A 25,093-nucleotide genomic window follows, 5' to 3' on the forward strand; every position below is an offset into this window, starting at 1 on the left:
TGATTTTCATAGGGCTATCTACATATTACTAAAGAGATTATTAAGAAATAATTTAAAATTTGAAATATTTTTAATTTCCCTTTTATTATTTATTAGGTTATAAGCCACCATATCTATGCCTTGACTAGCCAGAGTATTTGGATATTTTAACATAAAGGGTTTTTGTTCCTTTACAGATTTTTTTACCGCCGAGTCCTCATATATAAAACCTAAATTTTCTATCTCAAAGCCCAAAAACCTCTTTGTGGCAGAATTTATTTTATTAAAAACTTCATGCCCTTCCTTAGTTGATTCAATCCTATTAACAATCAACTTCAATGATTTATTATTTCTCTTTATATTTTTTAAAAGAGCATATGCATCGGTGATAGATGTAGGTTCAGGTGTTACTATTACAATTATTTCATTAGCAGCCTCTGTAAAGGATACCACAGAGTTATTAATACCTGCTCCAGTATCTATTAATATATAATCGGAAATTTCATCTAGTAAATAAAAATTTGAAATCAAATTATCAATTTCTTCTCTGGCTAAATCGACCATTTCAATTATTCCCGATCCCCCAGAAATTATATTAATCCCATTGGGACCCTTAACAATAATATCTAATATACTTACTTCCCTTTTTATTACATTAGCCAATGTAAACTTAGGAATCATACCAAAAACAACATCTACATTACCAAGTCCCAAATCAGCATCTATTATTGTCACTTTCTTATTTTGGTTACTCAGGGCAATACCTAAGTTAATAGTAAAGTTTGTTTTACCAACGCCACCTTTGCCACTTGTTACAGCTAACACCCTGGCACCGACCTTTGCTTTTTTACTCATATTCATTATTTTATTATTGCTTTGCTTAAAACTACCTATGAGCTCCCTTAAATTATGTGCTTGATCCTTCATATTAATCACCCACAAATTTACTAACAATGCTATCAATATTTGCCACTTCAATATCATCGGGTACACTTTGCCCGGTAGTTAGATATGATAATGGCATTGTAGTTAGAAATTTAACATTAAGTATATTGCCAAGGCAAGATGACTCATCGGCTTTTGTAAATATAAGATTGTAATTTTCTAAAAAGCTGTAGGATTTAACTATATCCTTAATATCATTATAGCTTGTAGTTAAGCTCAAAAGCAAGAATATATCAGGAGACTTTACATGTTTTAGCAAATTATTTAATTCTGACAACAATTCCTTGTTTTTATGATTTCTTCCTGCAGTATCAATAAAAATATAATCTTTATCAGAATAATCTTCGATAGCATCCTTCATTTCTTTTGATTCATAAACAACCGTTAAAGGAACATCCAAAATTTCACTATAGGTTTTAAGCTGTTCCACAGCAGCAATTCTATATGTATCTGCAGTAATAAATGCTACGGATTTTTTATTCATAATTTTCTGTTTAGCTGCTAATTTTGCCAGAGTTGTTGTTTTCCCCACACCCGTTGGTCCTACAAAGAAAATTATATTTTGCTTCTTTGTATTATTGTTTAAAACAAAGGGAGTGCCAAGGTAATCTTTTAATATAATTTTCAAAGCATTTTTAATAGATTGATCATTCTCCTTGGATATACTTATCTGCCTTTTAACGATAGATAAAATTTTATCTGAAACAGGTTTAATAACTCCCCTTTCCATAAATATTTTCTCATACTTTCTTAGGACATTTGACTTTTGAAAATTAGATTCTCCTTCCATTCTATCCAATACAGTTGTAAGCATGGATTTAATAGAATCTATTTCTGAGTTTATATGACCATTCCTTATAACAGAATCCATAGCTTCACTTTCTTTAATCCTTTCAGGCCTTATTATAGGTTTAGAAGGATAATACGGAACTTTCTTTTCCTCATTCTTCACAGAATCTACTGCAGCTACAACTTCTACTAAAGGTTTTTTAAGTAAACCTATAAGTCCTGGTTTCTTTATTTTTCTAGTATGTAGTATAATTGCTTCCCTGCCTAATTCACTTTTGACTTTTATCATAGCTTCTTGCACATCTTTAGCTAAATATCTTTTAACTCTCATTTATAATTTCACCACCCCTACAGATTGAATCTCAACATCAGGGTCTATCTCATTATATGATAGAACAATCAAATCCGGGATTAATTGTTCTGTTAAAGTTTTAAAATAATATCTTACAATTGGTGCTGTAACAATTAAAGGCTGTTCTCCTATAGACACTAGCTTTTGTATCTCAACAGAAAGATTATTTAGTATACCCTGAGTTACATTAGGTTCTAAAGATAAATAGGATCCATGCTCCGATTGCTTAATTGACTCCATAATTAACCTCTCTACTTGCGGGTCTAATAGAACTACTTTAGCTTTTTTCCCCGGTATATATTGTCTTGTTATATTTCTTCCTAAGGCTTGTCTTACATATTCAGTTAGCATATTAACATCCTTTGTAATAAGGCAATAGTCAGCAAGGGTTTCTAAAATTGTTACTAAATCCCTTATAGAAACTTTCTCCCTTAATAAATTGGACAAGACTTTTTGTATTTCTCCATAGGACATTAACTTAGGAACTAGCTCATCAACCAAAGCAGACTGAGTTTCTTTAACATTATCAATAAGAGTCTTTACTTCCTGTCTTCCTAACAATTCATAGGAATGTTTCTTTATGATTTCCGTCAAATGGGTTGAGATTATTGAAGCCGGATCCACAACTGTATATCCAAGGATTTCAGCCTTTTCTCTATTCTCTTCAGTCACCCATTTAGCAGGCAATCCAAAGGCTGGTTCAACAGTATCAATACCCTCAATATCACCTTCTACATTTCCAGGGTTCATAGCAAGATAGTGATTGAACATAATACTTCCCTCTGAAACCTCGGTTCCTTTTATTTTTACCAAATATTTATTTGCTTCTAATTGAATATTATCTCTAAGCCTAATCATAGGGACAACCATTCCTAGCTCTAGAGCTATTTGCCTTCTAATCATTACTAGTCTGTCAAACAAATCTCCCCCCTGGTTAGGATCTGCCAGTGGTATAATTCCATATCCAAATTCCAGTTCAATGGGGTCAACCTGAAGTAGTGGAATGATATTCTCAGGCTTCCTTATTTCTTCTACTTCAGCTTCTTCCTCTTCTTCTTCACCCTTACCTTCGCTTTTAATTATTTCACTACGTAGAATATAACCTAGATATATAAATGTGGCTGAAAGCATAAAATAAGGGGTATTTGGTAATGGAGTGATTCCTAAAAAAAACAAAACTCCTGCTATTATAAACATTATCTTAGGCTGTCTGAATAATTGCTTGATCAAATCAGTTCCCAGATCCGTATCAGAGGCTGCCCTTGTAACAACAATACCTGTACCCGTTGAAATTAATAGAGCAGGAATCTGACTAACAAGACCATCCCCAACAGTAAGGAGTGTGTATTTTTGTATTGCTTCACCAAGCTCCATTCCATGGATCAAATATCCAATTATAAGTCCAGCAGCAATATTTATTATAGTAATTACAATACCAGCTATGGCATCACCCTTAACAAACTTACTGGCACCATCCATTGCTCCATAAAAATCAGCTTCTTTCTGAATTCTCATTCTTCGTTCCCTTGCTTCATTTTCTGTAATCAGACCAGAGTTTAAATCTGCATCTATGGCCATTTGTTTTCCAGGCATGGCATCTAAAGTAAATCTTGCTGCAACTTCAGATACCCTTTCAGAACCTTTAGTTATTACAAGAAATTGTATAACTATAATAATAATGAAAACAATAAAACCAACAATTGCATTCCCACCGATAACAAAATTACCAAAGGCTTCAATTACATTTCCTGCATTGGCCTTTAAAAGAATATTCCTTGTTGTAGATATATTGAGAGATAACCTAAAAAGTGTGGTTATCAGTAGCAATGATGGAAATATTGAAAATTGCAAAGGTTCTTTATTATAGATTGAGATAAGTAATATCAGTAACGCCAGTGATATATTTATACTTAACAATAAATCTAAAACCATTAATGGTACTGGAATTATTATAATAATAACTATTGCTATTATAGCCAAGGCAACAACAATATCGCCAAACTTCATCTAAAATCCTCCTAAAAATTAATTTTCCAAGCTATAGATATATGCCAAAACTTCTGCAACAGCATGATATAAATCAGGAGGAATAAATTCTCCTACATCAACGTTAAAAAAAAGTTCCCTTGCAAGAGGCTTGTTTTCAAAGAGAGGAATATCATTTTCCCTTGCAATCCTCTTAATATTCTGGGCAATTAAATCCTTGCCCTTTGCTATAACCTGTGGAGCTTCATATGAGTCATCATTATAAGCTAACGCAACAGCAAAATGTGTTGGATTAGTTATAACTACATCGGCCTTGGGGATATCCTGCATCATTCTCCTCATGGCTATCTGACGCTGCTTTTCTTTAATTTTTGATTTTATTTGCGGATCTCCCTCGGTTTGTTTATATTCTTCCTTTATTTCATGTTTAGACATCTTAAGTCCCTTTTCGTACTCCCATTTTTTGAAAAAATAATCAAATACAGCTAATATTATGAGTACAATTCCTGACCTAATAGCAATATTTAGAATTAAACCCCATGCATATTTCATCATCTGTGGAATATCCATATCAAAGACTTTTATAATATTACCATATTCCTTTAACAAATAACTGGCTGTTATATAAATAAGTATAGACGTTTTCAAAAGTGACTTTAAAAGTTCTACAAGGGATTTTACTGAAAACATTTGTTTAAATCCACTTATAGGGTTTAATTTATCAAACTTAACAGCAAGAGTTTTAGTTGTAAAAAGAAAACCTACTTGCATATAGTTACATATGAGTCCAACAGCCATAGAAATAAGCAGTAAGGGTAAAGATAACTTTATTATCAATAATAAAGTTTCATTTAAAAAAGCAGTTATATTTCTATAGGAGTAAGCCACCCCTATATTAGATGAATAATTTAGAACCTTATGATAAAACAAATAAAATTCCTTAAACCAATACTTGTTCAAAAAATTTATAGCTAAAAAGGCAATAATTAATATTAAAGCAGAATTTATTTCTTTACTTTGAAGTACTTGACCCTTTTCCCTCGCTTCCCTTCTTTTTTTGGGAGTTGCCTTTTCAGTTTTTTCTTCGTTAAAAAGCTGTAGATTTATTCTAAAATGATTCATTCAATCATCCTCTTACACTGCCGTTTATGAAGTCTCTGATATACTCAAACATAATTTCAAAAATATTATTGAATATTTTAAAATAAAGTGGTAATACTATAAAGATGGTAATTAATCCAATAAAAATCTTTAGGGGCATCCCTACTATAAAAACATTCATTTGTGGCATAGCCCTGGCTAAAACTCCCAATAGAACGTTTGTTGCTAAAATAGTAATTACTATTGGAGCAGCCATCTTAAAGCCAAGAACAAATGAAGTTCTAAGTATTTCTATAATTTTATCGACTAATAATAGATTTACACTTTCATATCCTATTGGTATCACATTAAAGCTATGTAATACAGCTTTAATGAGGATATGATGGGAATTAGTAATTAAAAAAACTAACATCGCTATTATATAAAAGAAATTTGCAGTTACAGGTATATGAGACTGATCTTGAGGGTTAATAACATTAACCATAGAAAAGCCAATATTTCTATCTATTATAATTCCTGCAAGATTTATTGAAGTTAAAATCAAAAAAGATACAAATCCAAAAACCAAACCAATAAAAAATTCTATTAATATAAAATACAATACTTGATAAATATTAACAACATTCATGGCTTCGGAAACTGAAACAAGTGGAAAAGCAATGTAAGTCATGAATCCAGCTAATCCAATTTTTAATCTTTTGGGAATATTTGTACTACCAAATATTGGCGTCAACAAGAAAATACCACTAACTCTTGCAAAAACCAAAAATAGTAAAATTGTATTTTCCATTATATTCATTAGTTTTCTTCCAATCTATTTAGCTCAACAGATTACTAACTTTTTCACTTTACAAAATTATTAATATTAGAAAAAATATAAGTAGCAAATTCAGTGGCCTTTTTTAGAAGCCAAGGTCCTAGCAAAATCAAGGTGAAAAATACTGCTAATATTTTAGGAACAAAGGCTAAAGTAGCTTCCTGAATTTGAGTGGTTGCTTGAAATATACTTACGGCCAGCCCCACAAATAATCCAGCCAACAACAATGGTGATGCCAGGATTATTATATTTAACATTGCCTGCTGGAATAAATCCAGCACTAATCCCTCATCCATTTTAACACTCCTAATTAAATCCAAGTAAAATATGCTTTACTATCAGATTCCAGCCATCTATCATTATAAAAAGTAATATTTTAAAGGGTAAAGAAATCATAACTGGCGGTAGCATCATCATGCCCATCGACATTAATGTACTAGCAACTACCATATCTACAACAATAAAAGGTATAAACAATAAAAATCCTATTCCAAAACCAGTCTTGAGCTCACTTATTATAAATGCAGGAATTAAGGCTCTGGTAGGTATGTCATTTATACTTTTAGGTGTTTCCATACCAATTATATTTACAAACAAAGCTAAATCTTTTTGTCTTGTTTGCTTAAACATAAATTTCCTTAAAGGCTCTATTGCATTATCCGTAGCTTCTTCAAAGGATATTTCACCATTTGTATAAGGTATAATGGCATTTTGGTTGATATCATCAAAAGTTGGTGCCATTACAAAAAATGTTAGAAATAAAGCCAGCCCAATTAACACCTGATTAGGAGGAGTCGTTTGGGTAGACAATGCTTTTCTCAAAAAAGACAATATTATTATTATTCTTGTAAAGCTGGTCATCATTATAAGTATCGATGGCGCTAAAGTTAAAATAGTAAGAAGCACAATTATTTCAATGCTTGTTGCAATATCCTTTGGACTATTGGCCTCACCAATATCTAAGCTTATTTTGGGAATTGAAAATTCAGGCTGTGCATACGCAAAATAATTATTAGAAAAAACACATAAACCACTAATTACTAATGTAATAGTTAATATAATAATAAAGAACTTCAATATTTTATTCATTTTTTCATCCTTACCTATAAATAGATTATGCTGTGTATCTATTTATCCTTAAATTTCTTAAAATTAGATAAAATATCTTTAAAAGAAATATTCTCTGATACCTGCTCTTTAATCTTCAATGAATCCAGCTTATCAATTAATTGTGCACCATTTTTACTTAAATACATAAGATAAAAATGATTGTCCAGCTCTATCAAAATAAGAGATTTATCTACTCCAAGGGGCATTTTTTCAATAAATTTAATATTTCTATTAGAAATTTTAGAGTTAATTCCTCCTGAAATAATCCTTGTTGTGAAAAAAGCCAATATAATAATAAATATTGAGGCACAAAAAACAATAATCGGATAATATCGTCCCATTTATATCCATTTACTCCCTTCCTATTTAACCTAGGACCTTTTTAACAGCCTCAAGTACTCTATCAGCCTGAAAAGGCTTAACTATAAAATCCTTAGCCCCAGCCTGTATTGATTCAATAACCATAGCCTGCTGTCCCATAGCTGAACACATAACTATTTTAGCATCGGGTGAAATCTTCTTTATTTCCTTAACAGCTTGTATTCCATCAACCTCAGGCATAGTAATATCCATGATTACTAAATCTGGATTTAGCTCTTTAAACTTCTCTACTGCTTTTTGCCCATTTTCTGCTTCCCCCAATATTTCATAACCATTTTTTGTCAAGATATCACGAATCATCATCCTCATAAATGCTGCATCATCAACTATTAATATTCCATTTGCCATAATACATCCTCCTTTAATTAACTAGAAATTATTCATTCGCTTTTGCGGATTAATAATATCTGTGATTCTAATACCATAATTTTCATCAACAACCACTACTTCACCTTTTGCAATTTGTTTACCATTTACAAGAATATCCAATGGTTCTCCTACAAGCTTATCTAATTCTATAACAGTTCCGGGACCAAAATCAAGAATTTCACTTATTTTTTTTGTAGTTCTTCCTAATTCCACAGTTATACCTAATGGGACATCCTTTATAAGGTCTATATCGCTATAGGAATTATACCCTTCATCCTCCTGATCAAAACTTTCAAATTGTAGAGGCTTAACGTTAACCGGATTGTTTTGCGGCTTATCATTTATGTTTTTATTACTGCCAATACTACTACTTTTGGCGACATTCTCATGACTTTCCTGAGATACTCTAGATTTCTGAAGGTTTTCCTTATTCTTGCTCTCTTGTGGCTCCTTTTTCTCAGACTGGTCAGGTACGGCTTTAGAACTACCACTTAATAGCGGCGCCACTAATTGTTTAGCAAAATCAATAGGTATAACCTGCATTATTTCACTGTCTATCAAATCTCCAACAGTCATTTTGAATGCTATTTTAACAATCTTTTCATCACCGCTTATTGATATATTATCATATTTCTTATTTGGCAAATCTACAGAAACAGCATTTGGCGGAAGAATATCAATTTTTTTATTAAATATTTCAGAAAGAGATGTACATGCTGAACCAATCATTTGGTTCATAGCTTCTCCAATAGCGCTTAAGTGAATATCTGTTAAATCTTGAGAAACATTTCTACCATCACCACCCATCATTAAATCGGTAATGATCTTTACATCCTTTTCATTTAATATAAGAAGGTTAAGTCCCTCTATTCCCTCTCTATAGTTTATAGTAACAGCCACACAAGGAATTTCGTATTCTTCAGATAATTCATCAAGGGTTGTTATAGATACATTTGGAGTGGTAATAGTAACCTTTTGCCCCAATAGCGTGAATAAGGTTGTGGCAGATGTTCCCATGCTAATATTGCCTATTTCTCCCAATGCATCCTTTTCATCATTTGTAAGCGTATCATCTTCTTCAATATCGGTAGCTGTTCCCTTCAACAAAGCATCTATTTCTTCTTGAGAAAGCATATCAGCCATTTAGATCATCTCCTTCCTGGATAAATTCACTAATTTTTATTGCAACTTTTTTCTTTTTAACGCCAGGCTTTGCAGTGAATTTCTTTTGATTTCCAACAATCACCTTTATATCCTCATTAACCTTCGTATCTAATTGAATCACATCTCCTATCTGTAAATTCAAAAAATCTCCAACAGTTATTCTTGCACTACCAATAACTGCCCTAATATTTACATAAGTTTTTTCCAATCCTATTTTTATTGCATTTTTTTCTTCGCTTGTGACTTCTTTATTAGTATTTGAATACCAAAGCCTAGTACTTAGCTTTGGAATAATTGGCTCAAGAACATAGTGGGGAATACACATATTTATCATGCCTTCCACTTCACCAATTCTAACATTTAAAGTTACCAATGCTATAGTCTCATTTGGAGAGACAATTTGAGCAAATTGAGAATTGGTTTCTATTTTTTCCAATGATGGATTTAGCTCTATAATATTCTCCCATGATTCAATTAAAAGCTTATTTATTTTTACAAGAAGCCTTTTTAAAAGAGTCAGCTCTATCTCTGTGAAACCACGAAGTTCTTTAAGGGTTCCCCCACTTCCTCCTAATACTCTTTCAATCATTGTAAAGGCTATATCAGTAGAAATATCCATTATTATTTGACCATTTAGAGGCTTAAAATTAATAATTCCTAGTATAGCCGGATCGGATATTGAATTACTAAACTCATAATAGGTTAGTTGTTCTACCGAAAGAACTTCTACATTGATTATAGTTCTTAGATAACCGGATAAAAAAGTATTTAAAAGCCTAGAGAAATTCTCATGAATAATCTGAAGTGTACGTAATTGATCCTTGGCAAATTTATCAGGTCTTCTAAAATCATACTTTTTCACCTTTTTCTCTTTTGTTTCTTCTTGGAATTCTTTGACGTCCACTTCTCCTGTGCTCAGGGCTTGTAGCAAATCATCAATTTCATTTTGTGAAAGGACATCCGACAATTACGTCACCTCCAATGCTATTGAACTATAAATTCTGTGAAATAAACATTTAATATATTATTAGATTCAACTATTTCCACTATCTTATCTTTAATGTCTGTCCTTGCCTTTTGCTGACCTTCTTTCCCAGATAATTCTTCTAAAGTTTTATTCCTAAGGAGCTCTAATATGTCATTTCTTATTCTTGCCTTTTGTTCTTCTAAGACTTCAGTAAGATTTCTATCTGTGTATTCAATGGTCATATTAACCTTCATAATATTATTACTCTTCTTGATGTTTGTGTAAATTTCATCAAGTTCAAATTGAAAATGTTCAACCTTGTCTTTTTTACTATCTCCTTTACTATTAAGTACAAAAAAGAAAGTTAGAGTAAATATTAGAGCTATTACAACTAATCCTATAAAGCTTAAAAGTAGAACTTTTTTTAAACTCATAACCTAGTCCCCTTTATATAAATATTTGTCTATTTAATTAGAATAATTTGGCTCACTTTTTTCATACTTGGAGCTCAATATTACTATATCTACCCTTCGATTTTTTGCTTTGTTTTCTGAGCTTGTATTAGGGGCAACCGGGTGATATTTGCTATACCCAGATACTGCTAATCTTTGAGGCATCATATTTGTTTCTTCTATAAAAAATCTCGCCACATTTACAGCTCTTATAGTGGACAATTCCCAGTTTGTAGGGAATTGTCTACTGCTTTTTATAGGGTCTGAATCAGTATGACCTTCTACACGAATTACCTTATCGGCAAATTTCTCCTGCTCTAGTAATTTGGACATAAATTCTAAAATCTTTTTTGATTCTGGCTTTAATTCAGCTCTTCCAGAATCAAAGAGAACATTATCCTCAAACCTAACTAAGAGTCCCCGATTGTCTAGTTCAACTAAAATCTGATCTTGAAGCTTATTTTCCTCTAAATGCCTTTCTAGACTTTCCTTTAAAGCCCTTAGATCTCTAATTTCCTTTAGATTGTTTGTCACATCATCTTCAAGGGTGGAATTATTTACAAATTGGGTATCATCTAATGTCTTTCCACCTCTTAAAACCCCAGCAGAACCCTGAAATGATTCCATTATCATCTGAAACTTTTTTGCATCTATTTCTGAAAAGGCAAATAGTAGCACAAAAAAGCATAGTAATAATGTCATCATGTCTCCATAGGTCAACATATATTCTGGTACACCACCGGATTGCTCACCTTGAGTTTTCCTTCTTCTACTCATTAGCTGAAGCCTCCATCTCTCCATCATCATTTAATGAATTTCGAATTGAAGGTGGTAAGAAAGCCTTTAATTTTTCTTCAATAATTCGAGGGTTTTCACCTGCTTGTATTGATAGTAAACCTTCAATCATTATTTCCTTAAGTAGAATTTCTTCCCTACTCTTCAGATTTAATTTCTTTGCTATAGGTATACAAATCATATTTGCTATTAAGGATCCGTAAAGGGTTGTAATAAGGGCCACTGCCATACTCGGTCCAATCGTACTCGGTTCATCAAGCTGCTTGAGCATAGCCACCAATCCTATCAGTGTACCAATCATACCAAAGGCTGGTGAAAGTGTCCCCATGGTATCAAATATACTCTTTCCTTCATTATGTCTCTCCTCTAAGAAAGCAATTTCTGTTTCAAGTATATTTTTAACTAATTCAGGATCCGTTCCATCTACAATCAGCATAACTCCCTTTTGTAAAAAGGGATCCTTTATCTCTTCAACAGCTTCCTCTAAGGCTAATAAGCCCTCTCTCCTGGCTATATTAGCTAAACTTACTATTTTATTTATAATCATTCCAATTTCATATGTACTATTTGAAAATGCTTTTTTTACTACCTTCATAGTAGATAAAACCTTTTTTAGTGGAAATGCTATAAAAGTAGCTGCAACCGTTCCACCTACTACTATTAGTAAAGATGAAAAGCTCCAAAACCAGCTAAGCTTTCCAGCATCTAGAATCCCCCACGTAATAAGAATAATCCCTGATATCAATCCTATAATAGTTGATAAATCCAATGACTACACCTCATTTCTATTATGTTTTATTATGGGGTCATTATCTGCAAATATCCTTTTCTTATGCTCTAATATCTTGACAATAATTTCGTCAACATTTTCATTTACCACAATTTTCCTTCCGGTAGTCATGGATATTACCGTATTTGGATTTGCTTCTATAAACTCTATAAGATCAGAATTTACAGCCAGTATCTCACCATTGAGCCTAGACACATATATCATATTAATCATCCTTTAATCTTTAAGTAAGGACCTGGGCTGTATATGCAGCCCAGGAATTATGTATTATCTCTTGAGATTAACAAGCTCTTGAAGCATTTCATCGGTTGTGGTAATTATCCTTGAGTTGGCCTGAAAACCCCTTTGTGTAGATATCATATCAGTAAACTCAAGGGAAAGATCAACATTTGACATCTCCAAAGCCCCCGGTGACAAATCTCCAAAGCTCCCAGTTGATGGAGCACCATATTTAGGAGTTCCAGAGTTTGGAGAATCTATAAACATATTGCCGCCTATTTTCAAAAGTCCAGCAGGATTATCAAAATCCGCTAGGCCTATTCTGGCCAAGGTCTTTCTTTCACCATTGGTAAATATACCTACTACTTCTCCATTAGGAGAGATAGTAAAGTCGTTGATGGACCCTGCAGTGTTACCATCTACAGCAACTCCTTTTGCGTCTGAGATGTTGCTTTGTTGAGTAAATAATACATTATTATTGTCATCTAAAAACATTTTGTCATCAAAAGTTAATTTAATATCAGCAGCTCCTGAGAAGCTTAATGTTGCTGTATCTTTGACACTAGTTCCACTCGCAATAAAACAAGAATTTGTAGTGTCATATGCCCCCTGAAATATACCAGAATCAGTACCTGTTGGGTCAAATACATAGTTACCATTACTATCAAATTTCAAATATCTTTTATCTGCTGCATCAGTTGATGCAGTCGATTCACTACCAAATATGACAGTTCCAGATTCATCTTTAACTACAATTTCTCTATAGCTATCCTTAGTAGCAGTATTTCCATCGTCTACAACTTCACCAAATTCAATAGTAAGTGTATGCACATCCCCCAAGCTATCATATATATCAACAGTTGTTGTATATTCAGAGTCATTATAGTTTATATTCCCCTTGAGCTTTATCTCACTAGTAGCTGTTGCCGCCTTACTCTCAGACTTATTAATCTGTATAGGCTTCATATTTTCATCTAGAACCTTGTAACCATTAGGAGCCACAAGAAATCCTGCCTTATCAACGGTAAAATTACCAGCCCTAGTATAAAAACGATTTTGTGCATTTACATCATTGGCCAGTATAAAATAACCATTACCATCAACCATAAGGTCTGTTAAGTAGTCGGTTCTTTGGGTTGCTCCCTTTGTGTGATTGACGTTTATGGAAGCAACATTAACTCCCAGGCCGATTTGCTGTGGGTTTGTACCCCCTCTACCTCCCTGGGGTGAACCTGCACCCTTCAATGTTTGGCTGAAAACCTCTTGAAAGGTAACTGCACTTCTTTTAAATCCCACAGTATTTACATTGGCTATATTATTACCAATTACGTCCATCTTAGCTTGATGCACCCTAAGACCAGATACACCAGAATACATTGATCTCATCATAATGAATGACCTCCTTATTTTTTGCCATAATCAATCTCCTCTGTCGTTTAGAGATTAAAAGCTTCCTTAAAAGGTCCAGCTTATACAATTACGGCTCCATCAATATTAGTAAATACATTTTCCTTTAATTGATCTTCACAGGCAGCAGTTATTATGGTTTTGTTTTTCACACTTGCTATAAAGGCTTTATTTTCCATTAATATCAGAGCTTCCTTTACACCTTTTCTATCTGCCCTTTGAACACCATTATTTAATCTGCTTATATCTTCCTTGCTGAGATTAATATTTCTATTCTTTAACCTTTCCAGGGCATGCTTTGAAAATTTTACTTCCTGACTTTTCCCAATTTCATTGAGTACTTCCTGGAATGACTTTCTTTGAGGATTATAATTAGTGGTATTCTTTGAAACTTTTTGCTGATTTACTATCAGATCATTATTGATTCTTATTCTATTCAATCATGCACCTCCCCTATATCTCACCACTAGCTTCCATATCCATCTATAGCTTTATTTATGTTTATAAGCTCATTTATTGCCTTCAAATTATTCTCAGAAGCTTCATTTTGTTCATCCTCTAAACCTTCAATGGCTTTATTTAGGCTTTCAAATCCATTAGTTATACTTTCATTCATATAGTATAAAGAATTATTGACATTCTTGTACTGCTCACCTAAGGATTCATTTATCTGGTCAAGTATTAAGCTGTTCAGCTCCATGTTTTTATTCATTTGCTGCATTTGTTCTAGGGAGCTAAATTGGGCCATCTGAGCAATAAATTCCCTATCCTGTATAGGATTAAGCGGATCCTGATTTGACATTTGAGTTATTAATAGTTTCAGAAACATATCTTTGTCCATTTTATTAGGATCAGTTTCTTTACTATCTTCTTCATCCTCTCCATATGAAGGTGATTGGCCGTCCTGTGACTTAACGGTTATGTAATAGCCCTCTACAGTAATATCCTTATCCTTAAGTACCTTTTTGACTGCGTCAAAATTGTTTTGAATAATCTGTTTAACAATATTATTATCTGCTTCAAATATAGCAACCCTAATACCATCTTTTTCAGCCAGCTTTATAGATAAATTGCCAAGACTTTCAGGCGATAGTTTAATTGCTATCTCTGGTGTAGTTTCTGAAAGAGAATTCTCAATATTCCTCACAATTTGGTCTACTATTTCATAGTTTGAATCCTCATCTTCGGAATTTAATGTTACCACTGTTTTATGTATTGTAAATCCTTTATCCTTTAACATCTCTTTAATTTCTTCAATATTATCATTTAAAGCTTGTTTTACCGTTTCACTTTCCGCTTCAAATCTAGCTACGGTAATACCACCCTCCACAGAAATCTTTATTGATAAATCTCCCAAACTATCAGGCTTTAAAGCAATAGTAATCTGGGATACCTCCTCGGATAGTGAGTCTTTAGCGCCTTCCAATATTTGATCAAATAAATCTGAATCTTCATTGATATTATTATCTGTTTTTTTAGTAGTGGTTTGATATGCATAATAGTTACTATCTATTCCATTAATTGACAATTTGTACCCCCCTTTTTATGCCAAATAATTAAAGGAAGAATTTAATCCATTGATATTATATGAATTAACAATGGCTCCTTCATCCCTTGTTTGATCCATATTCATTAAAGATTTTTTAGATTTCCTCTTGCTTAAATACGAAAAACTACTCTCTTGATCCCTTGAATCCTTGTTAACTGAAACATCAAATTCTTTTACTTCAAAGCCTTTATCGCTTAATGCATTCCTTAAATCCTCTAGGTTAGATTCTATGGCCTGCTTAACTATTTGACTTTCTACATCGAATCTAGCTATTACCAGTCCTCTTTCAAGAACTATTTTCATTGATAATTTACCTAGATTATCGGGTTTAAGCTTAATTACCATCTCAGAAACATCATCAGAAATCGAAGCCTTTGTTCCCTCTAGGACTTGATTAAAAATATTTAAATCCTGCTTTATTGTACTGCTGTTTAAAGTTTTGTTTATTTGGGATAATTCCATATTATTATTTTCCACTTGTAGATTTTTAACTGCTGCCAAATCCATATCCCTATTACCAGTAATCTTTCCATTTAAGTCTTTAGGATTCTTTAAAGCTATATTTCCTTCTTCCTTTGAGCTTCCCTCCATAGAAAATTTGACCTCAGTTCCTTTGGCCTCAACTTCTTTAGCCTCAGCTCCTTTTGTACTTGTTCCTTCTTCGCTGACATTCTTATTTTCAGAGCTTAAATTATTTGACATATTCTGATTATCAGAATTTAACTTAGGACTATTATCAATATTTAAGCTGTTATTTGTGTCTTTTCCACTACCTGACTCAACATTTAAACTATTTACCTGTTTATCATTGTCTTTAACTAATTGTGACAATCTTACAGTTTTTTCTTGAATCACAGCTCTTAAGTTTTCATCTCCAATAATTTCTGGAATGTTAATTGATTGAAGCTTTTGAACTATCTCTTCTACTTTGCTTAAATCAAAGGACCCATTTAACTTTAAATTATTAATATCTAGCTGAGATATGATCTCCTCAAGCTTTTCAGACAATGCTTTTAGTTTTTCATTATCTATTGTATCATCTGATTGTAAGACTTGTATTAAATTTTCAATCAATCCCTCTAATTCACTTAGTTCTTCTTGAGCACTACTATCTTTTTCTTCTTCTAGATTAATTGCTTTATCTTTAATTATATCTTCAGCTTTATCCTTTTCTTTAGCTTTTGAAGCTTGATTTTCTTCAGTATTCTTTGAAGCTTTAGAATCAATTTTTTCACTTTTACTATGATTAATCTTCTCATCCTTTTTCTTAGCTAATAGTTTCTTAAAATTATTATCTTCAGTTTGGAAAGATTTTTTCCTTGCCACAATTTTATCATCTTTCCTTGATAAAATTGGACTTTTAGAAAGCTGAGCTCTATTCATTTCTCCATTCAGCATATTCTCACCTCCTCTCAAGTGTCATAATATTTATTTATAAATCCTCTATGCCTAGTACAGGTTTAAGGATTTGGCATAGACAGCTTTTTAGTTATTTCAGTTGCCAAATTGCTATCTAAATTAGTTAAAATAGCTGCTAGCTTTCTTTCATTAAACTTGCTTAAAATTGATAGAGCTATATCTTCATCACTTATTGTAATAGTTTCGCCGTTATTTAATGGATAATTTTCCCTCCCACTACTAATTCTTATCATCCTCTTTATAAGTTCTGCTATTTGTCCATCGCTCATTTTTTCATAGATGGATGTTAGTTCTGCAACATTTTTATCAAAATCTCTATAGACCTTATATGCCTTTAAAAGATCATTAGTCAATAAATCTTCACCACTGGATAATATTTCTCTTTCCTTGATTACATTAACCAGCTCATGGATAAGCTCTTCATCATTTATTTTAGATAATACTTGGGCAGCCTTTTTCAGGCCAATATTTTTATAAATTACCGCCAAGTCATCAATCGAATATGTTTCAGTATTGCCAATAACCCCCACCAGCTCTTCGGGATTTTCAGTAGAATATATTTCAGCAGTATTTTTAAGATTTGCTTCTTTATCCTTCATTGTACTTAATAAAACCCTTATAGAATTTTTCTTCTCATCAAAGGCAAAATTATTAATAATATTATCCCTTTTATTTTCATCAATATATTGCAATAGATAGGCAGCATTTTCATCATTTATATTTTGAAATACATCAGCCAGTTCAGAATATGTCATCTCATTATTTTCAATGGCAGATTCTACTTCATCCATGACTGTAATAGGAGATATACTTTCATAATACTTTGCCTTATCCATTGTTTCTTTCTCTTTTTCCTGTTCTATCTGGTCAACAGTTCGTAAGAGAATATCTTTCTTTATTAAATTTTTTCTTATTTCATCTATAATAGTTTTTGCTTTATCGGGTTTAAGTCTTAACATCAATTTTATAATATCATTATAAAGAACTTCATCTTCATTTTTTATTAATGTAAGCTTGTCTATAGCTCTACTATTATCGATTTCAACTAAGTATTGTGCTATCGATATTTTTTGCTTATCTATTTCTCCCTTTGTAGGATATGTTCTAAAATGCTCTCCTAAGGGTCCAGGTAATGTTATTAAAACTTTATTTGCTTCCATCCTTACGTTGTCATTTGTATAATATATGATTCCAAATATTAATAGGGGTGTAATAATAAACACCATAAATACAACTAATAGTATTTTGCCAATTCCTAATCCCTTTTCTGTTTTTTCTGTTTTTTTTGTTTTATCTGCCATAATAATCACCTATGTTGTAAGCTGTTTTTGTATGAAACTAACCCATCAACCTTTCTTTCTTCCATTTTCTTTAAAGACACATTAAACTCCTCAAGCTTTTTTTCTTTCAGCTTTTCCATTATTCTTTTTTCCTTTGATATTTCAATCAATTTATTCCTTACAGTATTAATTTCTTTCTCTCTTTCATATATAATATCATTTTGTAGATCTATTTTAATATTTAAATCCTTTCTATAACCTTCAATATGTCTTAAAACCATAAGTTTACAGCCATTTGAAGTCCTATCCTTAATAAGATTTGAATATTCAGCATCCTTTGAAACCAATGATTCCAATTTGTTTTTTTCTTTATTTAAAAGATTATAGGCTTGACTTAAATGATTTTTTACACTGTCTTGCTTCTTTTCAAGTAATTCAAGCATACTTTCATATCTAAATTTAAAATTATTCATTAAAACCACCTTCTATAGAAGTAATTTTTAAACTTTATATCTAAGCTTTCTTTTACCCTAATCTATATTTCCGTAATCCTTTTTAAGGTGTTTAATGTATCTTCAAAATTTACTTTTTCATTTACGTCCTGCCTTAACAGCTGATTAAATATATCTATTTTATCAATTGCAATATCAATTTTTTTATTACTTCCTTTAGAATAGGCACCAATATTAATTAAATCTTCTGCTTCCTTATATACAGACAAATACTCTCTAAATACTCTAGAAGCCCTTATATGATCATCGCTTACTATATTAGGCATAACTCTACTTATGCTTTGTAAAATATCAATCGCCGGATAATGTCCTTTACTTGCTAATTTTCTAGATAAGAAAATATGTCCATCTAAAATACCTCTTACAGCATCGGTTATAGGTTCATTTAAATCATCGCCATCTACTAAAACTGTATATAATGCTGTAATTGACCCTTTTTCTGAATTACCTGCCCTTTCCAATAATTTAGGTAAAAGGGCAAATACCGATGGAGTATATCCTCTAGTAACAGGTGGTTCTCCTACTGCCAGTCCAACTTCACGCTGTGCCATAGAAAATCTTGTAAGGGAATCCATCATAAGCATAACATTTTTCCCCAGATCCCTAAAATATTCAGCTACAGCAGTGGCTATATAAGCAGCCTTTGTTCTAACTAATGCCGGCTTGTCTGAAGTGGCCACAATTAATACAGATCTTTTCAAGCCTTCTTCCTGAAGATCATTCTCTATGAACTCCCTTACTTCTCTTCCACGCTCTCCTATTAACGCAATAACATTTACATCTGCTTTAGTGTTTTTTGCAACCATACCCATTAGTGTACTTTTTCCTACTCCACTACCTGCAAAAATTCCCATTCTTTGTCCATTTCCACAGGTTAAAATACCATCAATAGCCTTTATACCTAAAGGCAGAGGCTTCGATACTTTATTCCTCATTAAGGGGTTAGGAGGAGCATTGTCAACGGGATACTTTTTTTTAGAGGTTATAGCTCCTTTCCCATCAATAGGTTTGCCTAAACCATCAATTATTCTCCCCAGCAAATGGGTCCCTACATTTACTTGCAGTGAATGGCCAGTTGCAACCACCTTACTGCCCGGGCCAATGCCATTCATATCTCCCAATGGCATTAATATTACTATTTCATTTCTAAATCCAACCACCTCTGATTTGATTGGAACTCCACCCTTTAAAGGATGTATATAACATACCTCTCCTATCTCTACAGCAGGTCCCAGAGATTCAATAGTAAGTCCAACTAATTTTGAAACCTTCCCGCTATATTTAATAAAATTGCTATTTTCCAGAGCATTGAAATATTTTTTCATAAAAGACATACTATCACTCGTTTCTTAATAGTTCTTCAAACATTTCTTTGACTTCATTAAATTGGACCCAAACACTGCTATCAACGCTACCAGATGGAGTATCTATAATACAGCTCCCTTTTTTTAAAGCTTTATCCTGTTTAATTATAATATCATTTATGTTTTGACTTAAAACCAATATTTTATCCTTAGAGCTGCTGGCAAAATCATAATCTTCTGGACTCACCCTTAAAACTAAATCTTCAGTAAAAGCGCATTTCTCCAACCCCGCATGAATCAGGTTAAAAACAATATCATTTTCTTCTACCTTTCGATTCAATATTTTCTCAATAGCGGAAATAGTTAAGTTAACTACCTCTTCCTCCAAACCTTCTATCAATGATTTCATCTTTGCTTCAGATTGCCTTTTTAATTCTAAGGCTTCTTGAATTATACTATCTGCCGAAGCCCTTCCTTCTTCAAAACCTTTTAATTTTCCCTCATTAAAACCTTCTTCATAGGCAGATTCCATTATTTTCTTAGACTTTTCATAGGCCTCTGAGATAATTTTATCCGCTTCATCATTGGCATTATTTATTGTTTCTTCATATAACTTATCCATTTCTTCCTTTTGTTTTGCTTTTAAAATTTCCTCTTCTTTTTCTTTCTCCTTTTCCATTAATTCTTTTTCCACTTTTTCATCAGATGGTTTTTTAAAAGGAGTATCAATTGGCAGCTTATATTTGTTTTTATCAAGAATTATCTGTGAAGACTTTAGAACTCTAGACAATTATTTCATCTCCTCCTCCTCTTGCCAGTATTATTTCTCCAGCTTCTTCTAGCTTCCTAATAATATTAACAATTTTCTGTTGAGCTTCTTCAACATCACGGAGCCTAATTGGTCCCATGAATTCCATATCTTCTTTTATCATCTCGGCCATCCTCTTGGACATATTGGCAAAAATCATATCCTTAACTTCTTGAGTTGAACCCTTTAAAGCAACTGCCAAATCATTATTTTCAACCTCTCTAATAAATCTTTGAACTGATACACTATCGAGAGTAATGATATCTTCAAATACAAACATTCTCTTTTTAATATCTTCTGCAAGTTCAGCATCCTGTATCTCTAGAGTTTCCATTATAAATTTCTCCGTACCTCTGTCAACAGAGTTCAATATATCAACTATTGTTTGAACACCACCGGTTGTAGTGTAATCCTGAGTTACCATAGATGATAATTTTCGTTCTAAAATATATTCAACCTCTTTAATAATTTCTGGTGATGTCCTATCCATTGTAGCTATTCTTTGGGCAACATCAGCCTGCTTTTCCTGTGGAAGTGCCGAAAGAATTTGAGCTGATTGACCAGGCCCTAAATAGGATAAAATTAAAGCTATTGTCTGAGGATGCTCATTTTGAATAAAGTTTAACAATTGGCTGGCATCAGCCTTTCTAACAAAATCAAAGGGTCTAACCTGTAGAGAGGCTGTAAGCTTATTAATTATCTCTAGAGCTTTATTGGATCCCATAGCTTTTTCAAGGACTTCTTTTGCATAATTTATACCACCTTCAGAGATATAGTTTTGTGCTAAACATACTTGATAAAACTCCTCTAAAACTTCATCTTTTTCTTCACTGGGTATCTTACGCATATTTGCTATCTCAAGGGTAAGCTCTTCTATTTCATCATCCTGTAAATGTTTAAATATTTTTGCAGATTTATCAGGACCTAAAGAAATCAATAAAACTGCTGCTTTTTCACGTCCTGTTAACCCTGTTTTTCTTACCATGATAACACTCCTAATCTTCATTTAGCCAAGTTCTAAGTAGTTGTGCAACTGCTTCAGGTTTCTTATCAACAAATTTCTCAATCTGATATTTATAGCTTGATTTATCATTAAGATCTAGATCTATTTCTTCAATATCTTCATCCTCAAGGTCAGTTGGCTCATCAAGTATTTCGCTAACCTCATTCTTTCTCCTTCTAATTCTAACTATGGCAAATATTGAACCAATAATTAGTAATAAAGCTATAATTCCAATACTTAAAAACGGTATATTACTTGCAAGACCCAAGCTGTCTTCACTACTTATGGCCATTAAATTCTCTTGACCTGAATCACTAAAATCACGGGCCATTACTTCTACCATTTTTGTTTCCAATCCAGCGGCAGCTGATACTAGCTTTATAAGTCTTTCTTTATGCTCATCAGTCATCTCACCGTTTTCAAGATTTTTTTTATTTAAAATTATTGCAACCGTTATATCTTTAACATTCCCTGTTTCTTTAACAATGTTTTTTCTTATTTCATTAAGCTCGTAATTGACGCTTCTATTTTCCTTTGTGTATGTAGTATCACTGGAGTCAATTTCGTTATACTGAGTTATTACATCGGAGTTGGAATCAGTACCCGGCGGACCACCTCTATTACCATTCACCACTTCTTCCTTTAATTCCTCCATACTTATTATTAAGCCACTTGTCTCCCCTTCAACAGGAGGTGAAAATTCCTTTATATCAGTAATTTCTTTATCAAAATCAAGATCTACATTTACCATTATATCGACATTATCCGCCCCATATATTTTAGCTAGAAACTTTTTCAAATTCTCTTCTAATCTATTAGTAATCTCCTTTTTCATATCCATTTTCGTATTTAATGAATAGCTGTCACCATCTGAAGTCTCTTCGTTTAGCATTTTACCGCTATTATCATGTATAGAAACATGATCTAATTCTAACCCCTCTACAGCATTGGCAACCAAAGTAACGATTCCATTAACCTGCTGATCAGATAATTTAAAACCTGACCTTAGAGTTAATAAGACCGATGCCTTTGACGGTTTAATATCTTCTGTTAAAAAATTGGAGCTATCAGGTACTGTAAGTAGTACTGTAGCTTTATCAATACCATTTATTTCTTCTATTGTTTCAGCCAGTTGAGTCATTTTAGCCTGCAAATATTTCTTTCTCTTATCTTCATTGGTCATTGTCAGGGTATTACTATTAAAGGCGTCCTCCCAAGTAATACCTTTTTGAGGGAATCCTTCTATAGCTAAATTCATTCTAGCCTTATTAATATCTTCCTTTGGCACCGAAATAGAAGTTCCACCATTTTCAGATTCATAAGGAATATTCATTTCTTCTAGTTTTTGTGTGATTTTTCCAGATTCTTCTAGACTTAAACCGCTATATAAAGTAGTATATTTAGGCTTTGATATGTAAAAAATTGATAGCGCTATAGCTAGCACTAGAAAAAGACTACCAAAACCAATTAATATTTTTTGCTTTTTACCTAGGGACTGGAAATATTCATTGAGTTGATTTCGTATGTTTGCTATTGAATCCCCCATTCCTATCCTCCATTCATTGCTATAAAAATATTTTCTTTGTATAGTTCATATAGTAAAATTAAATTTATACATGTACAAATACTCAAAATTTTGGGTAGCTTTGAGGATGTACAAATTAAAGTTCTTATTTGAATGTTTATTTTCAAATTTATTAACCCGTAAAATTGCTTATTTCTATTAAAAGTAAATTTTAAAATTATACCTGCATTCTCATTATTTCTTTATAGGCATCCATAACTTTATTTTTAATTTCAATTCCAAACTGCAGTGCTATTTCTGCCTTCTGAGAAGCAATCATCACTTCGTGTACATTATCTACTTCTCCAGCAACTAATTTTATACCTAATTCATTTGCATCGCTTTCATATGTATTTAATTTTTCTATAGAATCTAGTAAGAATTCCTTAAAATTACCATTTCCTACTTTTTCTTTTTCATAAAAATTAGTATTTAATAGTTTAGGATTCTCAATATTAGCTATTTTCATCTTTTTCCTCCTATATCCTATAAGTATTAAAATCTACCTACCTATTTCTAGAGCCTTTAAAGCCATGCTTTTACTATTATTCAATGCAGCAATATTAGCTTCATAGGCTCTAGAAGCAGAAATTAAATTAACCATTTCAGTCACAATATCTACATTTGGCATTAAAATATATCCCTTTTCATCTGCTTCGGGGTGGCCGGGATTATAGACCCGTTTGAAGGGGGATTCATCATCTTTTATAGCTATAACTTCAACACCATTTCCTAACTCATAATTGTTTTTGGCATCACTTAGAAAATCAGAAAAAGATTTGTTGTCTTTCTCCTTATAGATAGGAACTTGTCTCCTATAGGGCATTCCACTACTTGTTCTAGTAGTATTTACATTGGCGATATTCTTTGATATTATATCCATTCTTAATCTTTCTGCAGTTAAGCCTGTGGCACTTGTATTTATAGAATTCAGAAAACCCATTATTTACCTCCTCTAATAGACATTTTTATTCTGCTTAGATATCCAGATAACTGTCTTGTCAATGCATTAAATTTTATATAGTTTTTAGATAGCTCAGCCATTTCAACATCGATATTCACATTATTTTTATCCTTCCTAAAACTGGTTCCTAGCTCCCGAGTTATTTCAGGCTGTAGAGAATTTAAATTGTTGTTTGAAAAATGCTTATTCCTTGTAGTTTTTAGTTTTATATGATTCTCATCAATATAATCCTTTAGTATCGATTCAAATTTAACATCCTGTCGTTTATATCCAGGAGTATTTTGGTTTGCAAGATTGTTAGAAATTGCATCATGCTTCAGCCATGATGCGTTTAGTGATTTTTGATAGATTTCAATATTACTGTTTAATCTATTAACCATATCGTAGACCTCCAAAATTATTAACAATATCATATGTCATTATTCTACATATATCGCAAAATACCTTCAATATTTTGCTATAAATTTATTTTCCATATATACCATTTTACATTATTTACAATAAAATGTTAATTACTTTTACCGCTTTTTCTCTTTATAGTACCTAAAGCCTATAAAAAGAAAAATGAAATTTGTCGATTCATGAGCTATAAGTATTATTCTCGTAATTTATACCCTTATTAAATACCCTGAATAAAATTATATACACTAAAATATTATACATTTTAAACATTGTATTAATATTGATTCTTTTTCATATTAACATATTAATTTTATACCACCAATACCATATTATGGTGATTTCGCCCCTATCGAGTAGCTAGAAAATAGGATAATTAATCCTATTTTCTTTGCTCTCACAGAACCGGACTTACGTTTGCCGTATCCGGCTCCTGAAATTTCTCGTAAACTAATAATAGTTCGACAACAATCCAACTTCGTATTTTGTTAAATCAATGAGTCCAAGTTCTTCAAACAGTTTGTTGGGAAGTAGCATGTGTATGATGTGAACATTTGAATTTTTCCACTTTGTAACTGCCATCTTCTCCCCACTGCCTTTGATTCCTTGTTTTCTCATTTCTTTATGCATTGCCTTATATGTTTTCCATTGCTTCATCTTTATCATTC

General features: G+C 32.2%; 28 protein-coding genes and 1 pseudogene. All 29 read right to left on the minus strand.

Translation table 11 applies throughout. From position 1 onward, the window contains the following. Window positions 1-18: 18 nt before the first annotated feature. Window positions 19-906 carry a MinD/ParA family protein gene (locus tag B5X81_RS13705; RefSeq protein ID WP_170917419.1) on the minus strand — a complete coding sequence of 296 codons (888 nt, stop codon included), beginning with the start codon at window positions 904-906 and terminating at the stop codon, window positions 19-21. A gap of 1 nt (window position 907) precedes the next feature. Beyond that, window positions 908-2,044, minus strand: a complete 1,137-nt coding sequence (gene flhF, locus B5X81_RS13710) for a flagellar biosynthesis protein FlhF (protein WP_079492439.1) — start codon at window positions 2,042-2,044, stop codon at window positions 908-910. Further along, window positions 2,045-4,072 carry a flagellar biosynthesis protein FlhA gene (gene flhA / locus B5X81_RS13715; RefSeq protein ID WP_079492440.1) on the minus strand — a complete coding sequence of 676 codons (2,028 nt, stop codon included), beginning with the start codon at window positions 4,070-4,072 and terminating at the stop codon, window positions 2,045-2,047. An 18-nt stretch (window positions 4,073-4,090) separates the two neighbouring features. Then, window positions 4,091-5,173: a flagellar biosynthesis protein FlhB gene (gene flhB / locus B5X81_RS13720; protein ID WP_079492442.1), complete on the minus strand. Its 1,083-nt coding sequence runs from the start codon at window positions 5,171-5,173 to the stop codon at window positions 4,091-4,093. A 4-nt stretch (window positions 5,174-5,177) separates the two neighbouring features. Further along, window positions 5,178-5,951 (minus strand): flagellar biosynthetic protein FliR, encoded by a 774-nt coding sequence (gene fliR, locus B5X81_RS13725; RefSeq protein ID WP_079492443.1) that lies wholly within the window; start codon window positions 5,949-5,951, stop codon window positions 5,178-5,180. Window positions 5,952-5,995: 44 nt separating this feature from the next. Beyond that, window positions 5,996-6,265: a flagellar biosynthesis protein FliQ gene (gene fliQ, locus B5X81_RS13730; protein ID WP_079492445.1), complete on the minus strand. Its 270-nt coding sequence runs from the start codon at window positions 6,263-6,265 to the stop codon at window positions 5,996-5,998. Window positions 6,266-6,275: 10 nt separating this feature from the next. Beyond that, window positions 6,276-7,058, minus strand: a complete 783-nt coding sequence (gene fliP, locus B5X81_RS13735) for a flagellar type III secretion system pore protein FliP (RefSeq protein WP_079492447.1) — start codon at window positions 7,056-7,058, stop codon at window positions 6,276-6,278. Between the two features lie 38 nt (window positions 7,059-7,096). After that, window positions 7,097-7,420 carry a flagellar biosynthetic protein FliO gene (locus B5X81_RS13740; protein ID WP_079492448.1) on the minus strand — a complete coding sequence of 108 codons (324 nt, stop codon included), beginning with the start codon at window positions 7,418-7,420 and terminating at the stop codon, window positions 7,097-7,099. Between the two features lie 25 nt (window positions 7,421-7,445). Then, complete coding sequence (locus B5X81_RS13745; RefSeq protein WP_079492450.1) at window positions 7,446-7,808, minus strand: response regulator; 363 nt, start codon at window positions 7,806-7,808, stop codon at window positions 7,446-7,448. Between the two features lie 21 nt (window positions 7,809-7,829). Next, window positions 7,830-8,972, minus strand: coding sequence for a flagellar motor switch phosphatase FliY (gene fliY / locus B5X81_RS13750; protein ID WP_079492451.1), 1,143 nt, complete (start codon window positions 8,970-8,972; stop codon window positions 7,830-7,832). Continuing rightward, complete coding sequence (fliM, locus tag B5X81_RS13755; protein ID WP_079492452.1) at window positions 8,965-9,960, minus strand: flagellar motor switch protein FliM; 996 nt, start codon at window positions 9,958-9,960, stop codon at window positions 8,965-8,967. Before fliM ends, fliY begins: the two co-directional genes overlap by 8 nt. A gap of 17 nt (window positions 9,961-9,977) precedes the next feature. Continuing rightward, window positions 9,978-10,394 carry a flagellar basal body-associated FliL family protein gene (locus B5X81_RS13760; protein ID WP_079492454.1) on the minus strand — a complete coding sequence of 139 codons (417 nt, stop codon included), beginning with the start codon at window positions 10,392-10,394 and terminating at the stop codon, window positions 9,978-9,980. A gap of 33 nt (window positions 10,395-10,427) precedes the next feature. Continuing rightward, on the minus strand, window positions 10,428-11,189 hold the full coding sequence (locus tag B5X81_RS13765; RefSeq protein ID WP_079492455.1) for a flagellar motor protein MotB: 762 nt from the start codon (window positions 11,187-11,189) through the stop codon (window positions 10,428-10,430). Then, complete coding sequence (locus B5X81_RS13770; RefSeq protein ID WP_079492457.1) at window positions 11,182-11,976, minus strand: motility protein A; 795 nt, start codon at window positions 11,974-11,976, stop codon at window positions 11,182-11,184. The genes B5X81_RS13765 and B5X81_RS13770 overlap by 8 nt, the downstream gene beginning before the upstream one ends. A 3-nt stretch (window positions 11,977-11,979) precedes the next feature. Next, entirely contained in the window at window positions 11,980-12,201 is a 222-nt protein-coding gene (locus B5X81_RS13775; protein WP_079492458.1) for a flagellar FlbD family protein, read from the minus strand. A gap of 63 nt (window positions 12,202-12,264) precedes the next feature. After that, a complete protein-coding gene (locus B5X81_RS13780) occupies window positions 12,265-13,605 on the minus strand; it encodes a flagellar hook protein FlgE (protein WP_079492460.1) in 1,341 nt (446 codons plus the stop codon). Window positions 13,606-13,685: 80 nt separating this feature from the next. Continuing rightward, on the minus strand, window positions 13,686-14,063 hold the full coding sequence (locus B5X81_RS13785) for a TIGR02530 family flagellar biosynthesis protein (protein ID WP_079492461.1): 378 nt from the start codon (window positions 14,061-14,063) through the stop codon (window positions 13,686-13,688). A gap of 26 nt (window positions 14,064-14,089) precedes the next feature. After that, on the minus strand, window positions 14,090-15,151 hold the full coding sequence (locus tag B5X81_RS13790; protein WP_244282101.1) for a flagellar hook-length control protein FliK: 1,062 nt from the start codon (window positions 15,149-15,151) through the stop codon (window positions 14,090-14,092). A gap of 15 nt (window positions 15,152-15,166) precedes the next feature. Further along, window positions 15,167-16,570, minus strand: coding sequence for a flagellar hook-length control protein FliK (locus B5X81_RS13795; protein WP_079492463.1), 1,404 nt, complete (start codon window positions 16,568-16,570; stop codon window positions 15,167-15,169). Window positions 16,571-16,632: 62 nt separating this feature from the next. Continuing rightward, window positions 16,633-17,892, minus strand: a complete 1,260-nt coding sequence (locus B5X81_RS13800) for a hypothetical protein (protein WP_079492464.1) — start codon at window positions 17,890-17,892, stop codon at window positions 16,633-16,635. A 5-nt stretch (window positions 17,893-17,897) separates the two neighbouring features. Continuing rightward, entirely contained in the window at window positions 17,898-18,344 is a 447-nt protein-coding gene (gene fliJ, locus B5X81_RS13805; RefSeq protein WP_079492466.1) for a flagellar export protein FliJ, read from the minus strand. Between the two features lie 62 nt (window positions 18,345-18,406). After that, complete coding sequence (gene fliI / locus B5X81_RS13810; RefSeq protein WP_280175279.1) at window positions 18,407-19,708, minus strand: flagellar protein export ATPase FliI; 1,302 nt, start codon at window positions 19,706-19,708, stop codon at window positions 18,407-18,409. 13 nt (window positions 19,709-19,721) lie between these two features. Beyond that, complete coding sequence (locus tag B5X81_RS13815; RefSeq protein WP_079492469.1) at window positions 19,722-20,477, minus strand: FliH/SctL family protein; 756 nt, start codon at window positions 20,475-20,477, stop codon at window positions 19,722-19,724. Further along, window positions 20,470-21,480 carry a flagellar motor switch protein FliG gene (fliG, locus tag B5X81_RS13820; RefSeq protein WP_079492470.1) on the minus strand — a complete coding sequence of 337 codons (1,011 nt, stop codon included), beginning with the start codon at window positions 21,478-21,480 and terminating at the stop codon, window positions 20,470-20,472. The genes B5X81_RS13815 and fliG overlap by 8 nt, the downstream gene beginning before the upstream one ends. A 10-nt stretch (window positions 21,481-21,490) precedes the next feature. After that, window positions 21,491-23,044, minus strand: a complete 1,554-nt coding sequence (gene fliF / locus B5X81_RS13825; RefSeq protein WP_079492472.1) for a flagellar basal-body MS-ring/collar protein FliF — start codon at window positions 23,042-23,044, stop codon at window positions 21,491-21,493. Between the two features lie 196 nt (window positions 23,045-23,240). Next, a complete protein-coding gene (fliE, locus tag B5X81_RS13830) occupies window positions 23,241-23,531 on the minus strand; it encodes a flagellar hook-basal body complex protein FliE (protein WP_079492473.1) in 291 nt (96 codons plus the stop codon). A 33-nt stretch (window positions 23,532-23,564) separates the two neighbouring features. Then, on the minus strand, window positions 23,565-24,005 hold the full coding sequence (flgC, locus tag B5X81_RS13835) for a flagellar basal body rod protein FlgC (RefSeq protein WP_079492475.1): 441 nt from the start codon (window positions 24,003-24,005) through the stop codon (window positions 23,565-23,567). After that, window positions 24,005-24,406 carry a flagellar basal body rod protein FlgB gene (flgB, locus tag B5X81_RS13840; protein ID WP_079492476.1) on the minus strand — a complete coding sequence of 134 codons (402 nt, stop codon included), beginning with the start codon at window positions 24,404-24,406 and terminating at the stop codon, window positions 24,005-24,007. The genes flgC and flgB overlap by 1 nt, the downstream gene beginning before the upstream one ends. A 469-nt stretch (window positions 24,407-24,875) precedes the next feature. Further along, window positions 24,876-25,093 (minus strand): annotated as a pseudogene (locus tag B5X81_RS13845) (group II intron reverse transcriptase/maturase); the annotation flags it as partial.

Source organism: Maledivibacter halophilus, assembly GCF_900167445.1.
Taxonomy (GTDB): Bacteria; Bacillota; Clostridia; order Peptostreptococcales; family Caminicellaceae; genus Maledivibacter; species Maledivibacter halophilus.

Bases quoted from the DNA above. Each gene is read 5' to 3' on its own strand.
- fliP (WP_079492447.1), bottom strand. From the start codon at position 7,058: ATGAATAAAATATTGAAGTTCTTTATTATTATATTAACTATTACATTA.
- B5X81_RS13745 (WP_079492450.1), bottom strand. From the start codon at position 7,808: ATGGCAAATGGAATATTAATAGTTGATGATGCAGCATTTATGAGGATG.
- fliF (WP_079492472.1), bottom strand. From the start codon at position 23,044: ATGGGGGATTCAATAGCAAACATACGAAATCAACTCAATGAATATTTC.
- B5X81_RS13740 (WP_079492448.1), bottom strand. From the start codon at position 7,420: ATGGGACGATATTATCCGATTATTGTTTTTTGTGCCTCAATATTTATT.
- B5X81_RS13795 (WP_079492463.1), bottom strand. From the start codon at position 16,570: ATGCTGAATGGAGAAATGAATAGAGCTCAGCTTTCTAAAAGTCCAATT.
- flhB (WP_079492442.1), bottom strand. From the start codon at position 5,173: ATGAATCATTTTAGAATAAATCTACAGCTTTTTAACGAAGAAAAAACT.
- fliR (WP_079492443.1), bottom strand. From the start codon at position 5,951: ATGAATATAATGGAAAATACAATTTTACTATTTTTGGTTTTTGCAAGA.
- B5X81_RS13780 (WP_079492460.1), bottom strand. From the start codon at position 13,605: ATGATGAGATCAATGTATTCTGGTGTATCTGGTCTTAGGGTGCATCAA.
- B5X81_RS13705 (WP_170917419.1), bottom strand. From the start codon at position 906: ATGAAGGATCAAGCACATAATTTAAGGGAGCTCATAGGTAGTTTTAAG.
- B5X81_RS13800 (WP_079492464.1), bottom strand. From the start codon at position 17,892: ATGGCAGATAAAACAAAAAAAACAGAAAAAACAGAAAAGGGATTAGGA.
- flhA (WP_079492440.1), bottom strand. From the start codon at position 4,072: ATGAAGTTTGGCGATATTGTTGTTGCCTTGGCTATAATAGCAATAGTT.
- B5X81_RS13760 (WP_079492454.1), bottom strand. From the start codon at position 10,394: ATGAGTTTAAAAAAAGTTCTACTTTTAAGCTTTATAGGATTAGTTGTA.
- B5X81_RS13775 (WP_079492458.1), bottom strand. From the start codon at position 12,201: ATGATATATGTGTCTAGGCTCAATGGTGAGATACTGGCTGTAAATTCT.
- fliY (WP_079492451.1), bottom strand. From the start codon at position 8,972: ATGGCTGATATGCTTTCTCAAGAAGAAATAGATGCTTTGTTGAAGGGA.
- B5X81_RS13765 (WP_079492455.1), bottom strand. From the start codon at position 11,189: ATGAGTAGAAGAAGGAAAACTCAAGGTGAGCAATCCGGTGGTGTACCA.
- fliI (WP_280175279.1), bottom strand. From the start codon at position 19,708: ATGAAAAAATATTTCAATGCTCTGGAAAATAGCAATTTTATTAAATAT.
- fliE (WP_079492473.1), bottom strand. From the start codon at position 23,531: ATGAAAATAGCTAATATTGAGAATCCTAAACTATTAAATACTAATTTT.
- flhF (WP_079492439.1), bottom strand. From the start codon at position 2,044: ATGAGAGTTAAAAGATATTTAGCTAAAGATGTGCAAGAAGCTATGATA.
- fliQ (WP_079492445.1), bottom strand. From the start codon at position 6,265: ATGGATGAGGGATTAGTGCTGGATTTATTCCAGCAGGCAATGTTAAAT.
- flgB (WP_079492476.1), bottom strand. From the start codon at position 24,406: ATGGTTAATAGATTAAACAGTAATATTGAAATCTATCAAAAATCACTA.
- flgC (WP_079492475.1), bottom strand. From the start codon at position 24,005: ATGGGTTTTCTGAATTCTATAAATACAAGTGCCACAGGCTTAACTGCA.
- fliG (WP_079492470.1), bottom strand. From the start codon at position 21,480: ATGGTAAGAAAAACAGGGTTAACAGGACGTGAAAAAGCAGCAGTTTTA.
- fliJ (WP_079492466.1), bottom strand. From the start codon at position 18,344: ATGAATAATTTTAAATTTAGATATGAAAGTATGCTTGAATTACTTGAA.